Consider the following 14,496-nt stretch of genomic DNA (forward strand, 5'->3'; position numbering starts at 1 on the left):
AGCCCCGGGGGACCCCGGACGTAGGCTTGAGCCAGCATGAGTACGCCGTCGAGAGCAGCCCAGGCAGCACAGTTCGCGTTCCCCGGGATGGAGGGGCCCGCCGTGGACGAGCCGCGCACCTCCCGGCGTGGTCCCACGCGGGAGGAGCTGCTCGAGGGCCTCAACGAGCCGCAGCGTGCCGCGGTGATGCACGAAGGGTCGCCGCTGCTGGTCGTGGCCGGTGCGGGGTCGGGCAAGACCCGGGTGCTGACGCGCCGGATCGCCTGGATCATCCAGGAGCGCAGGGCCCACCCGGGCTCGGTCCTGGCGATCACGTTCACCAACAAGGCCGCCGGCGAGATGAAGGAGCGCGTCGAGGAGCTGGTCGGCAAGCGCGCGCGCCTGATGTGGGTGAGCACGTTCCACTCCGCCTGCGTCCGGATCCTGCGCAAGGAGATCGACAAGCTGGGCTACAAGTCCAACTTCTCCATCTACGACGCCGCCGACCAGAAGCGCCTGATGAGCCTGGTCATCAAGGACCTCGACCTTGACGCCAAGAAGTTCCAGCCCGGCCCGGTCCTGCACTGGGTGAGCAACCACAAGAACGAGCTGCGCGACCACGAGGACGTCGCCAAGGACAGCCGCAACCACGTCGAGGAGCAGTACGCCGCCGCGTACTCCCTCTACCAGCGCCGCCTGCGCGAGGCCAACGCCCTCGACTTCGACGACCTGATCATGACCGCGGTCCACCTGCTGCAGGCGTTCCCCGAGGTGCGCGAGACCTACCGCCGCCGCTTCCGCCACGTGCTCGTCGACGAGTACCAGGACACCAACCACGCCCAGTACGCCCTCATCCACCAGCTGTGCGCCGACAACCCCGAGGTCGTCGAGGGGGAGGAGCGCGTCGAGGCGGCCGAGCTGATGGTCGTCGGTGACGCCGACCAGTCCATCTACGCGTTCCGCGGCGCCAACATCCGCAACATCATGGACTTCGAGCAGGACTTCCCCAACGCCACCTCGATCCTCCTCGAGCAGAACTACCGCTCCACGCAGACCATCCTCACCGCCGCCAACTCCGTCATCGGCCACAACAAGAGCCGCAAGCCCAAGCGCCTGTGGTCCGACGCCGGCGACGGCGAGCGGATCACCGGCTACGTCGGCGACGACGAGCACGACGAGGCGCGGTTCGTGTCGGAGGAGATCGACAAGCTCGTCGACGAGGGCGGCCGTGCCGGCGACGTGGCGGTCTTCTACCGCACCAACGCCCAGTCGCGCGTCTTCGAGGAGGTGTTCATCCGCACCGGCCAGCCCTACAAGGTGGTCGGGGGAGTCCGCTTCTACGAGCGCCGGGAGGTGCGCGACGCGCTCGCCTACCTGCGGATGCTCAGCAACCCCGACGACCAGGTCTCGCTGCGCCGGATCCTCAACACCCCCAAGCGCGGCATCGGCGACCGCGCCGTCGCCTGCGTCAGCCTGCTCGCCGAGCGCGACGGGCTGACGTTCTGGGAGGCGCTGCGCCGCGCCGACCAGGCGCCCGGCCTCGCCACCCGGTCCCTGACCAACATCAAGGGCTTCGTGGCCATGGTCGAGGAGCTGCAGTCGATGGTTGAGGCCGACGAGCGCGCCGACGTCATCCTCGAGTCCGTGCTCGCCCGCTCGGGCTACCTCGCCGAGCTCGAGGCCTCCGACGACCCGCAGGACGCCACCCGGCTCGAGAACCTCGCCGAGCTCGTGGCCGTCGCCCGCGAGTTCTCCGACGACCCCGTCGCCGGCCCGTCGGCCGACCCCACCGACGTCGACGCCGGCCTGGTGGCCCCCGGGCTGGGCGACTTCCTCGAGCGCGTCGCCCTGGTCGCCGACACCGACCAGATCCCCGACGACGACGACGACCAGGGCGTGGTCACGCTGATGACCCTCCACACCGCCAAGGGCCTGGAGTTCCCGGTCGTGTTCCTGACCGGTCTCGAGGACGGCGTCTTCCCGCACGCCCGCTCCCTGGGCGACCAGCCCGAGCTCGAGGAGGAGCGGCGCCTCGCGTACGTCGGCGTCACCCGCGCGCGCGAGCGGCTCTACATCTCGCGGGCCGTGGTCCGCTCCGCGTGGGGCGCGCCCTCGCACAACCCGGCGTCGCGCTTCCTCGACGAGCTGCCCGTCGACCTGGTCGACTGGCGCCGCACCGAGGCAGCCCAGACCCGCTGGGGTCGACCCAACCTCGCCGACGGCTCGCCGGCCAGCATGGGCTCGCCGACCGCCGCCGGACGCCGCAACTTCTCCTCCGCCGCCGCCCGGGCCGACGCCGCTGCCAAGGCCAAGCCGGCGCGCGAGATCCCGTCGCTGGAGCCCGGCGACCGGGTCGTGCACGACTCGTTCGGCATGGGGACGGTCGTGGCGCTCGAGGGTAGCGCCGACAAGGCCGTGGCCTCGATCGACTTCGGGTCCGAGGGCGTCAAGCGGCTGCTGCTGCGCTACGCCCCGGTGGAGAAGCTCTGAGCGCTCCCGGCCGGGCAGGCGCGGGACCGGCGTACGCCGGAGGGGGAGACCCTCAGAAGGTCGCGCCGTGCACCAGGAAGGCCTGGTAGGGGTCGACCGGGTCGCCGCCGCCGGGGCGGACCTCGACGTGCAGGTGCGAGCCGGTGACGTTGCCGGTGGTGCCGACGGTGCCGATGGTCTCGCCGGCGCGCACGACGTCGCCCTCGTTGACGAAGATCTCGGTCTGGTGGCAGAACCAGATCTCGGTGCCGTCCTCGAGCGTGACGACGGTCTTGTTGCCGTAGGCGCCGTCGGAGCCGGTGGAGGTGACGACGCCGTTGGCGACGGCGTAGATCGGGTCGCCGGTCTCGCCGTTGAAGTCGAGGCCGGTGTGGTAGCTCGACCACAGGCCGTACTGGCCGAAGCGGGCGGTGAGCTGGACCGAGTCGAGCGGCATCACCCAGAGGTTCAGGGCGATCTGGCCGGCACGGGCCTCGGCCTGCTTCGCGAACTGCGCGAGGGCGGCGTTGCGCTGCTTGGCCTGCTTCTCGGCGGCGGCGACCAGCTCGGTCGGGGCGGTGTCGGCGAGCGCGTCGCGTCGCGAGTCGCGGCTGACCTGCTGCTCGCGGTCACCGAGGTAGACGCTGCCGGTGCCGCTGGCGCCGGAGAGGGCGCTGGGCTGCCGGACGCCGGCAGCGGCGCCCGCTGCGAGGTCGGGGCTGGTGGAGGTGAGGGCGCCGCCCACGGCGACGGCCAGCGTCGCGACACCGAGCAGCAGCGGGGCGGACGGGAGACCGCGGAAGAGCGGGCCGCGCGAGCCGGCGTGCCGCACGGCCTTGCGGCAGCCGGGCTGGCGGGCGGCGACCACGGGGGAGGAGGCGGTCGCGGTCGCGACGGGCTCGACCACCGGGGCGGCGGCGACGGCCGCGAGCACCTCGGTGCGCAGCCCGGCCTGCTCGGCGGGGGCGGGGCGGGCGGCGCGGCGGCCGACGTAGGTGCTGGGCCCGTCGGTCGTGATGACACCTACGTCGGCCCGGCGACTGCCGGGAGTCCCCGAGGGTCGGCGGCTGGAGCCGCTTCGATCCGCTCGGTGGCTACCCATGAATAGTCGCTCCGTGTCGTCGGTGGTGTGGTGGATGTTTCAGCGCGCGCAAACAGGGGAAGTACGCACGGAAGCCAGAACTGTAACGGATGGGTCACGGACCCGAAAATCGTGCGGGGCCCCCGTGTGGAGAACCAGTCTGGCCGAGCCTGGCCGCTCCGTCAGCCGAACGCGCCATCCGGCCGGAGAGCGACCCGGTCCCGCGCGGGGCGTATGCCCCGCATCACGTCGCACCGGTCTCGTCGTACGCCGGTGACCGGGACTAGGGTGCCAGGGATACCCCAAAAGCGGCGCGTGGCCGTCCGTGGCTGCCCGCTCAAATCTGAGGACACGGTGGATCAGTGGATCTGATGGAATTCCAGGCGAAGGAGCTCTTCGCCAAGCACGACGTCCCGGGCGCACCCGGCATCGTCGCCACGACGCCCGCCGAGGCGCGCGCGGCGGCCGAGCAGCTGGGCGTCTGCGTGGTCAAGGCGCAGGTCAAGGCCGGCGGTCGCGGCAAGGCCGGTGGCGTCAAGCTGGCCAAGACCCCCGACGAGGCCGAGGAGCACGCCACCGCGATCCTCGGGATGGAGATCAAGGGCCTCACGGTCCACCGCGTGCTGGTCGCGCCGGCCGCGAGCATCCTGGAGGAGTACTACTTCTCCTTCCTGCTCGACCGCGCCAACCGTCAGTACCTCTGCATCGCCAGCGTCGAGGGCGGTGTCGAGATCGAGGAGGTCGCGAAGACCAACCCCGACGCCGTCAAGCAGATCCCGATCAACGCCGGCACCGGCGTCGACGAGGCCAAGGCGCGCGAGATCGTCGCCGAGGCCGGTTTCCCCGAGGTGCTGGCCGAGCAGGCCGTCACGCTCGTGCTGAACCTGTGGAAGGTCTTCGTCGAGGAGGACGCCACCCTGGTCGAGGTCAACCCGCTGGCCCGTCTCGAGGGCGACGTCCTCGAGGCGCTCGACGGCAAGGTCTCGCTCGACGAGAACGCCGAGTTCCGTCACGAGGACCACGCGCAGTACGAGGACAAGGACGCCGCGGACCCGCTCGAGGCCAAGGCGAAGGCCAAGGGCCTCAACTACGTCAAGCTCGACGGTGACGTGGGCATCATCGGCAACGGCGCGGGCCTGGTCATGTCGACCCTCGACGTCGTCGCCTACGCCGGCGAGGCCCACGGCGGCGTCAAGCCCGCCAACTTCCTGGACATCGGCGGCGGCGCCAACGCGCAGGTGATGGCCGACGGGCTCGACGTGATCCTCAACGACGCCCAGGTCAAGAGCGTGTTCGTCAACGTCTTCGGCGGCATCACCGCGTGCGACGAGGTCGCCAACGGCATCAAGGGCGCGCTGGAGATCCTCGGAGACGCGGCCACCAAGCCGCTCGTCGTCCGCCTGGACGGCAACAACGTGGAGGAGGGCCGCCGGATCCTCGACGAGCTCAACCACCCGCTGGTCACCCAGGTCGACACGATGGACGGAGCGGCCGACAAGGCCGCCGAGCTCGCGAACGCGTAAGGACGAAGACATGTCTATCTACCTCAACAAGGACTCCAAGATCATCGTCCAGGGCATGACGGGCGGCATGGGCTCCAAGCACACCACCCTGATGGTCCAGGCCGGGTCGAACATCGTGGGCGGCGTCAACGCCCGCAAGGCCGGCACCTCCGTGGAGCTCGCCGGCAAGGACCTGCCGGTCTTCGGCAACGTCGCCGAGGCCATGAAGGAGACCGGCGCCGACGTGTCGGTCGTCTTCGTGCCGCCGGCGTTCACCAAGGACGCCTGCATCGAGGCCATCGACGCCGGCATCGGCCTGCTCGTGGTCATCACCGAGGGCGTGCCCGTGCAGGACACCGCCGAGGTGTGGGCCTACCTCGACGGGCCCAGCAACACGGGGGCCACCCGCATGGTCGGCCCCAACTGCCCGGGCATCATCACGCCCGGAGAGTCGCTGGCCGGCATCACCCCGCACACCATCGCGGGCACCGGCCCGATCGGTCTCGTGTCGAAGTCCGGCACGCTGACGTACCAGATGATGCACGAGCTGCGGGACTTCGGCTTCTCGACCGCCATCGGCATCGGCGGCGACCCGATCGTCGGGACCACCCACATCGACGCCCTCGCGGCGTTCGAGGCGGACCCCGACACCAAGGCGATCGTGATGATCGGCGAGATCGGCGGCGACGCCGAGGAGCGGGCGGCGGCCTACATCAAGGACAACGTCACCAAGCCGGTCGTCGGCTACGTCGCGGGCTTCACCGCCCCCGAGGGCAAGACGATGGGCCACGCCGGCGCGATCGTGTCCGGCTCGTCCGGCACCGCGCAGGCCAAGAAGGAGGCCCTCGAGGCCGTGGGCGTCAAGGTCGGCAAGACGCCGTCCGAGACCGCCCAGCTGATGCGGGACATCCTGCAGAGCCTGTAGCACCGCACGTCCCGCTGGCCCGTCCGAGTTCCTCGGGCGGGCCAGCGGTCATTTCACGCAGCCGGCCTCGGTGAAGGCGCACATCGCGGCCACGACCTCGGCGGCGTCGGCGGTCTGCGCGGCGATCGTGCTGTCGGCGTCGTCGGCCATGCCCTCGCTGCTGGTGACGTCGACCAGGAGCGAGCGCCCGACCCGGACGACGTGCAGCACCTCCAGACCGATGGCGGGGCTCCCCTCGGACTCGAAGCTGCGGACCACCGCCCAGGACTCGCCTCCCACCGCCGTGCGCCGCACGTCGACGAGGGTGGTGTAGCCGTCGGGGGTCTCCTCCCGGGGGCAGGCTCGGTACGGCTCGAGGAACAGCCCCTGGTAGTCGATCGCCGCCTGCGCGTCCTGGAAGGTCAGCAGGAGGCGGGACCGGTAGTCCTCGGGGTTCGCCCACCCGGCGGCCAGCCGGTCCAGGGCATCAGCGGCGGGCAGCGCCGTGCCGCACGCCTGCGCCTCCTCGAGCGCGGGCACGTCCTCCCCGGGGCCGGTCAACCCGTGCTCGTCGCCCGGTTCGTGCTCGGTCGGCCAGCCCGAGGCGAGCGGCAGGTCGTCGGGGATGTCGGCGGGGTCGCTGTCGGGCGCCTCCGGCGTGCCGGCGCAGCCGTCGTCGGAGGAGGAGCACGTCGGGTCGACGGTGAGCGAGGGGCGGGGCTCTGCCGGCTGGACGTCGGCGGGGTCGCCCCCGAAGAGCAGGGCGCCTCCGGTCGCGACGACGGCGACCGCGGCCGCCGCGGCCAGCGCGACGCCCGCCGTACGACGGCGGCGGTGCCGGTCACCGCGGCGGCGTACCTCGGCGGCGGGCAGCGGGGTCACGGGACCTCCCGGGTCGAAGCTCTCGAGCTCGGAGATGGGGTCAGGCATGGGTCGCGCCCTCCTCGAGGTCGTGCGGGTCGTCGGTGAGCAGGGCCGCCAGCGCCGCGCGGCCGCGGCTGAGGCGGGCCTTGACGGTGCCCTCGGGCGCCCCCACCTCGTGGGCGACGGCATGGACGGGCAGGTCGGCGATGTGGTGGAGCACCAGCGCCCGGCGCTGGTCCTCGGGGAGCTCGCGCAGGGCGGCGACCAGGGCGACGTGCGCCTCGGAGGGCGGCGGCGCCTGGGTGGCCGTGCCGACCGCGCGGTCGGCCGGCCGGCGCGCCAGCGTCGTGCGCCGCCAGCGGCTGACGGCGAGGCGGTAGGCCGTCGTGCGCACCCAGGCCTCGGGGTGCTGCGCCCGGTCGAGCCTGCGGCGGTGCGACCACGCCCGGACGAACGCCTCCTGCACGCACTCCTGGGCCTCGTCGCGGTCGCCGATCATCGCGTAGAGCTGACCCGTGAGGCGTGCGAACGACGCGGCGTAGAGCTCGTCGAACTCGCGTTCGTCCATCGGCTGGTCCCGTCTGTCGTGGCTGTCGGGAGGTTTACGCGCTCACGACCACCACGGTTGCATGCCGGGGACGGGAATCTGCGGGGTCAGCCCCGATCGGGTGCCGGGAGCCGCCCCAGCCGGTCCAGTGCGCGGTCGACCAGGTCGACGAAGGCGCCCTCGGCCAGCTTGGCGTCTCCCGCCGGGACGAACTGCAGCTGCGCGACGGACGTCCCGCGGCGCAGGATCGCCATCGCGTAGCTGACCGACTCCGTGTCGGAGATCTCGGTGGTCAGCTGCCACACCGACACGTCGACGTCGCGCTCGTCGCGGTGGGCGATGCGGGTCACGTCCGTGCCGAGGTCCTCGTCCGGGCAGGCCGCGAGCCGGGTGCGGACGCGCTCGACGAAGCGCTCGGCCCGCTTGGCGGGCAGCGCGCCGAGCGTCTCCGTCAGGCCGAAGCGGTCGGGCAGGCCCGCCTGCGGGATCACGAACGTGCGGGTGGCGGTGTTGCTCCACCTCGCGCCGTCGAACGCCCCGGCGAACGACGCGCTCTCGCAGCGGGTGGAGGCGGTGTTCTGGTTCGCCTGCACCGGCGGGGTGCCGATCCAGGGGCGCTCGACGCCCTGCACCGGCGGCAGGTCGAGCTCGGCCAGGATCGCCGGGAGCTCGCCCACCGGCAGCGGCGGGACCGTCGTGACCCGCGGCCGTGACGCACAGGCGCCGGCCTCGGGCAGCGTGCACAGGTCGCCCACCGCCGTGCCGAGCAGCCGCGCGGCCGAGGGCACGTCGGGCTCGACGTCGGCACGGGTGCGCGAGGAGGTCATGGTGACGTAGCGGCCCGTACGGGAGATGGCGACGGTGAGCGTCTCCACCGGCGCGGCCCAGGCCCGCAGGGTCATGATCATCGCCTGGTCGCCGACCTGCTCGACGCGGCGCGTGGACAGCAGCTGCACCCGCTCGGTCTGGCAGCCGGCGTACCAGCCCAGCGCGTTGCGGTAGGCCCGCTGCGCGGCCCGGGGCGAGCGCGACGCCTCGGTGGACTGCACCACCGAGACCGCCGGGCGCTTCTTGACCCGCGGCGAGGTGAACGTGCGCACGAGGGCGGCGCGGCCCCGGGGATCGGCGTAGCGCTCGCGCTGGCAGGGGGTCAGCATCCCGCTGCCCTCGGAGTTGTCGGTCGTCTCACCCTCGGTCCAGACCCGGTCGCGCAGCCCCGCGGTGACCTGGGCGACGGTGAGGAGGTTCTCCTCGGGCAGCACCACCTCCGGCGGGCCCCCGGTGTCGACGGTGCGGTCGGGCGCGGCGGTGGCCCGGTCGAGGTCGAGCGTGGGGCGGACCCCGGTCGCGTCCGTGATGAGGGAGCCGCTGAGGAGGAAGGCGGCCACGAGCGCGACGACCCCGACCGTCGTGTGGGTACGCCGCCGCGCGGCCCCCGCCCGCCGCACGATCGGTGCGCGGGGGAACCGCACCCCGTGCACGACCTGGCTGAGCCGCTCGAACTGCAGCGGGATCTCGGCCGCGCTCACGTCGCGGGCGAGCGCGAACTGCGCCGCCCCGCCCTGCAGGTCGCGCTCGGCCTGCTCGAGCGGCACGCCGATCTCACGCGCCATCTCCGGCATGGAGACGCTGGCCAGCTGGGTCAGGAGCAGCGCCTTGCGCTGGGGGACGGTCAGCGTCGCGAGGGCGTCGAGGGTGGCCTTGACGTCGGGCTCGATCGACTTGTCGCGGTGCCACAGGCGGGCGGTGTGGCGGCGCTGCGCGTGGCGCCAGGCGTGGGGCCGCACCGCCGCCTCGGGGTCGTCGAGCTGAGAGATCTTGCGCCAGTGGTGCCACGCCACGATGAAGGAGTCGCGCACGGCGCTGCGGGCGGCGGTGAGGTCGCCGGTCAGGGCGTACGTCTGCAGCAGCAGCCGCTCGCCGGCATCGCGGTAGAACGCGTCGAAAGCGTCGGGGTCCCTCATCGCCGGTCCACGGTACGCGAGCGGGCGCGAGGCCCCCAAAGCCGGACCGGGTCGGCGTGGCTGCGCCGTGGGCGGCGGTGCCCGCGTGATGATGAATCGGTCATGACGTCACTGCTGCCCTCCTCGACCCGGCACCGCGAGCGCTCCGCGGCCGAGGTCTCCGAGGACCTGGCGACCCGACGCCCCCTCGTGCTCCTGGCGCCGCTCGGCGGCGTCGCCGCGGCGGCGAGCGTGCTGGTGGTCTGCCTGGCCGTCGGGGTGGTGGGCTGGTTCCTCACCGACGCCGGCGCCCACGGCACGCCGCGCGACGGCCTGCGCGCCGGCACCCTGGGCTGGCTGATGGCCCACGGGTCGGGCGTCACGGTGGACGGTGCCGCGGTCACCCTGGTCCCGCTGGGCCTGACGGTGCTGTGCGCCTGGACGATCTGGCGCCTCGGGCTGCGGGTGGGGGAGTCGGTCTCGGGGCACGGCCCCGACGCCGTGCGGATCGCCGACGGCGAGCGCGACCTCACCGTCCCCCTGGCCACCTCCCTCTTCGCGGCCGGCTACGTCGCCACCGCGGTCCTGGCCGCGCGCCTCGCCGCCACGTCGGCCACCGCGCCCGACACGGGCGCCGTGGTGCTCTGGTCCCTGGTGCTCACCGCGGCCTTCGGAGGCTCCGCCATCGCGGTCGGCTCGGGGCGCGCCGCCATCTGGGCCTCGTTCGTGCCGCCGTGGGTGCGCGCCGGGCTGGTCGCCTGCCGCCGGATCCTGGTCACCTGGCTGGTCGTGTCGCTGGCGACGTTCGCCACGGCGCTGGTCCTCGACCTCAGCACCGCCGTCAACGTGATGTCGCAGCTGCAGACCGATGCGGGCGACGCCACCCTCTTCACGCTGCTCAGCGCCCTGCTCCTGCCCAACGCCACGATCTTCGCCGGCGCCTACCTGCTGGGCCCGGGCTTCGCGGTCGGGGTCGGCACGCTGGTCTCGCCGGGGGCGGTGGTCATCGGGCCGCTGCCGATGTTCCCGTTGCTCGCCGCGCTCCCCGAGAGCGGCCCGCCGGCCGGCTGGACGACGTACCTCGTCGTCGCGCCGGTGCTCGTCGCCGCTCTCGGCGCGGCGTGGGCCCAGCGGCGTCTGCCCACCCTGCGCTACGAGGAGGGTGCGGTGCGCGGCCTCGCCGGCGGGGTGCTGGCCGGGCTGCTCTTCGGCGTCCTCGCCTTCGTGGCGGGTGGCGCCGCCGGGCCCGGACGGATGCGCGACGTCGGGCCGCTGGCGTTCGACGTCCTCGTCTACGCCGTGGCCGCCTTCGGGATCGGTGCCCTCTTCGGCGGCCTCGCCATGACGTGGTGGCAGCGCCGCGGGGCCGAGACCGACGAGGACCTCGGGCCCGTCTGAGCCTAGGATCTGGCGCGTGACCGGTCCTGCTCGCCTCGTCGTCCTCGTCTCGGGCTCCGGCACCAACCTCCAGGCCCTGCTCGACGCCTGCGCGGACGACGCCTACGGCGCGCGCGTGGTGGCGGTCGGCGCCGACCGCGACGGCATCGAGGGGCTCGAGCGCGCCGAGCGTGCCGGCGTGCCGACGTTCGTGCGACGGGTCAAGGACTTCTCGAGCCGCGACGAGTGGGACCGCGCCACCGCCGAGGCCGTGGCCGGCTTCGAGCCCGACCTGGTGGTGCTGGCGGGCTTCATGAAGCTGGTCGGACAGGAGTTCCACGACCGGTTCGGTGGCCGGGTCGTCAACACCCACCCCGCGCTGTCGCCGTCGTTCCCCGGCATGCGCGGCCCCGCCGACGCGCTGGAGTACGGCGTCAAGGTCACCGGTTGCACGCTGTTCGTCGTCGACGACGGGGTCGACACCGGTCCGATCGTCGCCCAGCGCGCCGTCGAGGTCGACGAGGCCGACACCGTGGACTCGCTGCACGAGCGGATCAAGGCCGCGGAGCGGGAGATGCTGGTCGACGCGGTGGGTCGGATGGCCCGTGAGGGCTTCACCGTCGAGGGCCGCGCGGTGCGCTTCGGCCGCGTTCGGTGACCCGGCCGCGGGCCGATAGGCTGGTCCCACACGACTGGCGCGGGTGGGCAACCACCGGGGAGTGATCGTGGTACGGCCATCGTCCGCCTGGGTGGCCCTCCTTTTCTCTCGACCGAGGAGTGCACCCTGTGAGCGACGACACGCAGATCCCGATCAAGCGGGCGCTGGTCTCCGTCTACGACAAGTCCGGGCTCGAGGAGCTCGTCCGCGGCCTGCACGACGCCGGCGTCGCCCTGGTCTCGACCGGCGGCTCCGCAGCCCTCATCGAGGGCCTCGGCCTGCCGGTCACCAAGGTCGAGGACCTCACCGGCTTCCCCGAGTGCCTCGACGGCCGGGTCAAGACCCTGCACCCGCGCGTGCACGCCGGCATCCTGGCCGACCGCCGCCTGGAGTCGCACGTCGCGCAGCTCGCCGAGCTCGAGGTCGAGCCGTTCGACCTGGTCGTCGTCAACCTCTACCCCTTCCGCGAGACCGTGGCGTCCGGCGCCGCCCCCGACGACGTCGTCGAGCAGATCGACATCGGCGGCCCGTCGATGGTGCGCGCGGCGGCCAAGAACCACCCCTCGGTCGCGGTCGTCGTCTCCCCGTCGGCCTACGGCGACGTCCTCGCCGCGGTCGGGGCCGGCGGCTTCACGCTGGCCCAGCGCAAGGGGCTCGCGGCCGAGGCGTTCGCCCACACCGCGTCGTACGACGTGGCCGTGGCGAGCTGGTTCGCCTCGACGTACGTCGGGACCGAGACGGCGGCTGACGGGGCGGGCGACGGGGCGGGCGACGGCTGGCCGGCGTTCGCGGGACAGACCTGGACCAGGTCGGCGACCCTGCGCTACGGCGAGAACCCCCACCAGGGCGCCGCCCTCTACGTCGACGGCAGCGGCGGGCTCGCGGGCGCGGAGCAGCTGCACGGCAAGGAGATGTCCTACAACAACTACGTCGACACCGACGCGGCCCGACGTGCGGCCGCCGACTTCGACGAGCCGGCCGTGGCGATCATCAAGCACGCCAACCCGTGCGGCATCGCGGTCGGCGCCGACGCCGCCGAGGCCCACCGCCGCGCCCACGCCTGCGACCCGGTCTCCGCCTTCGGCGGCGTGATCGCGTCCAACCGGCCGGTGTCGGTGGAGATGGCCCGGCAGGTGGCCGAGGTCTTCACCGAGGTCATCGTGGCCCCCGCCTACGAGGACGGCGCCGTGGAGGTCCTGCAGGGCAAGAAGAACATCCGGATCCTGGTCTGCGACCAGCCCGCGGGCGAGGCGCGCACGGAGCTGCGCCAGGTCAGCGGCGGCGTGCTGATGCAGGTGCGCGACCACGTCGACGCCGAGGGCGACGACCCCTCGACCTGGACCCTCGCCGCGGGCGAGCCCTCCTCGCCCGAGCAGCTCGCCGACCTCGCGTTCGCGTGGAAGGCGTGCCGGGCCGTGAAGTCCAACGCCATCCTGCTAGCCAAGGACGGCGCCTCCGTCGGCGTCGGCATGGGTCAGGTCAACCGCGTCGACTCCTGCAAGCTGGCCGTCGAGCGTGCCGGCGAGCGGTCCACCGGCTCCGTCGCCGCCTCCGACGCGTTCTTCCCCTTCGAGGACGGACCCCAGGTGCTGATGGACGCCGGCGTCAGCGCCATCGTGCAGCCCGGTGGCTCGATGCGCGACGAGCTCACGGTGGCGGCCGCGAAGGCGGCCGGCGTCACCATGTACTTCACCGGCACCCGGCACTTTGCTCACTGATCGCTCCGGCGCGAGCCGGAGCGATCGTCGGTGGTCGAGCAGCGACCGCGACCGAGGGACGAGGTCGCGACGGAGCGTGTCGAGACCCGGTGAGGAGCGCGCCAAGCGCAACCAGGAGATCCCCAATGCAAGGATGTAGCGAATGACCGCACAGCGACTGGACGGGTCCGCGACCCTCAAGGTGATCAAGGCCGAGCTCACCGAGCGCGTGAAGCTGCTCAACGACCGCGGGGTCTTCCCGGGCCTCGGCACGGTGCTGGTGGGCGACGACCCCGGCTCGCACTGGTACGTCGGCGCCAAGCACAAGGACTGCGCCGAGATCGGCATCGAGTCGATCCGGCGCGACCTGCCGGCGACCAGCACGCAGGCCGAGGTCGAGGCCGTGATCGACGAGCTGAACGCCGATCCCGCGTGCACCGGCTTCCTGGTGCAGCAACCGACCGGGCTGGACGAGTTCGCGCTGCTCTCGCGCGTCGACGCCGACAAGGACGTCGACGGCCTGCACCCGCTCAACCTCGGCAAGCTCGTGCTCGGGGAGTCGGGCTCGCTGCCGTGCACGCCCATCGGCTGCATCGAGCTGCTGCGCCGCCACGGCGTGGAGCTGAACGGCGCCGAGGTGGTCGTGGTCGGCCGCGGGCTGACGGTCGGCCGGCCGCTCGGCCTGCTCCTGACCCGCCGCTCCGAGAACGCGACCACGACCCTGTGCCACACCGGGACCCGTGACCTCGCCGCACACGTGCGCAACGCCGATGTGGTCGTCGCGGCCGCCGGCGTACCGGGGATCATCACCGGCGACATGGTCAAGCCGGGCGCGGCCGTGCTCGACGTGGGCGTCTCCCGCGTCGACGGCAAGATCGCCGGTGACGTGGCCGCCGACGTGTGGGACGTCGCCGGCTGGGTCTCGCCCAACCCCGGAGGCGTGGGCCCGATGACGCGCGCGATGCTGCTCACGAACATCGTCTCGATGGCCGAGAAGGCCGCCTCCTCGTGACCGAGGGGGCTCTCCCCGACGACCGGCTCCCGCAGGAGCCGGTCGCGGAGAGCGAGCCCGCGGCAGCGGCCCCACCGGAGGAGCGTCGCTATCCGTCCACGATCGGCGGCGCGTTCTACCTCGCGATCCTGGTCACGACGGCGATCGGTCTCGGCATCGTCGTGGCCGGCAACTGGCGGCTGGGCGTCCGCTGGGTGGCGGTGTCGCTGGAGGCAGGGGCGCTGCTGCGCCTCGTGCTGCCGCGACGTGACGCCGGCATGCTCGCCGTGCGCCACCGCGCCTTCGACTGCCTGCTCCTCGCCGGCGTCGGCGCAGCACTGCTGCTCCTCGCCGAGACGATCCCCGAGCAGCCGCTGTAGACGAGCGTCGCCAAATGAGTTTCGCCGGTCGACCGGCGAAACTGGACCCTGACCGCTGAAACTTCGGCGGCCAAGCACCAGAATCGCCGGTCGACCGGCGAAAC

12 protein-coding genes and 1 riboswitch are annotated in these 14,496 nt (G+C 73.0%); of the genes, 8 read left to right on the forward strand and 4 right to left on the reverse strand.

From position 1 onward, the window contains the following. Positions 1–36 precede the first annotated feature (36 nt). Positions 37–2,469 carry a DNA helicase PcrA gene (pcrA, locus tag IRQ30_RS15675; protein WP_420827609.1) on the forward strand — a complete coding sequence of 811 codons (2,433 nt, stop codon included), beginning with the start codon at positions 37–39 and terminating at the stop codon, positions 2,467–2,469. A 52-nt stretch (positions 2,470–2,521) separates the two neighbouring features. Here the strand turns inward: pcrA and IRQ30_RS23495 are convergent, their stop codons facing one another. Beyond that, complete coding sequence (locus IRQ30_RS23495; RefSeq protein WP_227467677.1) at positions 2,522–3,550, reverse strand: M23 family metallopeptidase; 1,029 nt, start codon at positions 3,548–3,550, stop codon at positions 2,522–2,524. 341 nt (positions 3,551–3,891) lie between these two features. Here IRQ30_RS23495 and sucC point away from each other — a divergent pair, with 341 nt between their 5' ends. After that, entirely contained in the window at positions 3,892–5,052 is a 1,161-nt protein-coding gene (gene sucC / locus IRQ30_RS15685; protein ID WP_193613945.1) for an ADP-forming succinate--CoA ligase subunit beta, read from the forward strand. A gap of 10 nt (positions 5,053–5,062) precedes the next feature. After that, on the forward strand, positions 5,063–5,956 hold the full coding sequence (sucD, locus tag IRQ30_RS15690; RefSeq protein WP_193613946.1) for a succinate--CoA ligase subunit alpha: 894 nt from the start codon (positions 5,063–5,065) through the stop codon (positions 5,954–5,956). Between the two features lie 48 nt (positions 5,957–6,004). On the opposite strand, the gene IRQ30_RS15695 is transcribed toward sucD, so the two are convergent. From IRQ30_RS15695 to IRQ30_RS15705, 3 genes are all read right to left on the reverse strand, one after another. Then, positions 6,005–6,865, reverse strand: coding sequence for a hypothetical protein (locus tag IRQ30_RS15695; RefSeq protein WP_193613947.1), 861 nt, complete (start codon positions 6,863–6,865; stop codon positions 6,005–6,007). Next, on the reverse strand, positions 6,858–7,367 hold the full coding sequence (locus IRQ30_RS15700; protein ID WP_193613948.1) for an RNA polymerase sigma factor: 510 nt from the start codon (positions 7,365–7,367) through the stop codon (positions 6,858–6,860). The genes IRQ30_RS15695 and IRQ30_RS15700 overlap by 8 nt, the downstream gene beginning before the upstream one ends. 86 nt (positions 7,368–7,453) lie before the next feature. Then, positions 7,454–9,310, reverse strand: a complete 1,857-nt coding sequence (locus IRQ30_RS15705) for a SigE family RNA polymerase sigma factor (RefSeq protein WP_193613949.1) — start codon at positions 9,308–9,310, stop codon at positions 7,454–7,456. Positions 9,311–9,412: 102 nt separating this feature from the next. On the opposite strand from IRQ30_RS15705, the gene IRQ30_RS15710 reads away from it, so the two are divergent. From IRQ30_RS15710 to IRQ30_RS24260, 5 genes are all read left to right on the forward strand, one after another. Next, a complete protein-coding gene (locus tag IRQ30_RS15710; protein ID WP_193613950.1) occupies positions 9,413–10,687 on the forward strand; it encodes a cell division protein PerM in 1,275 nt (424 codons plus the stop codon). Between the two features lie 16 nt (positions 10,688–10,703). After that, positions 10,704–11,324, forward strand: coding sequence for a phosphoribosylglycinamide formyltransferase (gene purN / locus IRQ30_RS15715; protein ID WP_193613951.1), 621 nt, complete (start codon positions 10,704–10,706; stop codon positions 11,322–11,324). Between the two features lie 24 nt (positions 11,325–11,348). After that, positions 11,349–11,424: riboswitch (ZMP/ZTP riboswitch) on the forward strand. Positions 11,425–11,452: 28 nt separating this feature from the next. Further along, the gene (gene purH / locus IRQ30_RS15720) at positions 11,453–13,042 is read left to right on the forward strand and encodes a bifunctional phosphoribosylaminoimidazolecarboxamide formyltransferase/IMP cyclohydrolase (RefSeq protein WP_193613952.1); all 1,590 of its coding nucleotides are present in this window, start codon (positions 11,453–11,455) and stop codon (positions 13,040–13,042) included. A 142-nt stretch (positions 13,043–13,184) separates the two neighbouring features. Next, positions 13,185–14,033 (forward strand): bifunctional methylenetetrahydrofolate dehydrogenase/methenyltetrahydrofolate cyclohydrolase, encoded by an 849-nt coding sequence (locus IRQ30_RS15725; protein WP_193609557.1) that lies wholly within the window; start codon positions 13,185–13,187, stop codon positions 14,031–14,033. After that, positions 14,030–14,392 carry a DUF3017 domain-containing protein gene (locus IRQ30_RS24260; RefSeq protein ID WP_193613953.1) on the forward strand — a complete coding sequence of 121 codons (363 nt, stop codon included), beginning with the start codon at positions 14,030–14,032 and terminating at the stop codon, positions 14,390–14,392. The genes IRQ30_RS15725 and IRQ30_RS24260 overlap by 4 nt, the downstream gene beginning before the upstream one ends. Positions 14,393–14,496 lie beyond the last annotated feature (104 nt).

The organism is Nocardioides lijunqiniae (assembly GCF_015024225.1).
Lineage (GTDB): Bacteria > Actinomycetota > Actinomycetes > Propionibacteriales > Nocardioidaceae > Nocardioides > Nocardioides lijunqiniae.

Coding starts and splice junctions, on each gene's coding strand:
- IRQ30_RS15695 (WP_193613947.1), bottom strand. CDS start 6,865: ATGCCTGACCCCATCTCCGAGCTCGAGAGCTTCGACCCGGGAGGTCCC.
- IRQ30_RS15705 (WP_193613949.1), bottom strand. CDS start 9,310: ATGAGGGACCCCGACGCTTTCGACGCGTTCTACCGCGATGCCGGCGAG.
- pcrA (WP_420827609.1), top strand. CDS start 37: ATGAGTACGCCGTCGAGAGCAGCCCAGGCAGCACAGTTCGCGTTCCCC.
- IRQ30_RS23495 (WP_227467677.1), bottom strand. CDS start 3,550: ATGGGTAGCCACCGAGCGGATCGAAGCGGCTCCAGCCGCCGACCCTCG.
- IRQ30_RS15700 (WP_193613948.1), bottom strand. CDS start 7,367: ATGGACGAACGCGAGTTCGACGAGCTCTACGCCGCGTCGTTCGCACGC.
- IRQ30_RS15725 (WP_193609557.1), top strand. CDS start 13,185: ATGACCGCACAGCGACTGGACGGGTCCGCGACCCTCAAGGTGATCAAG.
- IRQ30_RS15710 (WP_193613950.1), top strand. CDS start 9,413: ATGACGTCACTGCTGCCCTCCTCGACCCGGCACCGCGAGCGCTCCGCG.
- sucD (WP_193613946.1), top strand. CDS start 5,063: ATGTCTATCTACCTCAACAAGGACTCCAAGATCATCGTCCAGGGCATG.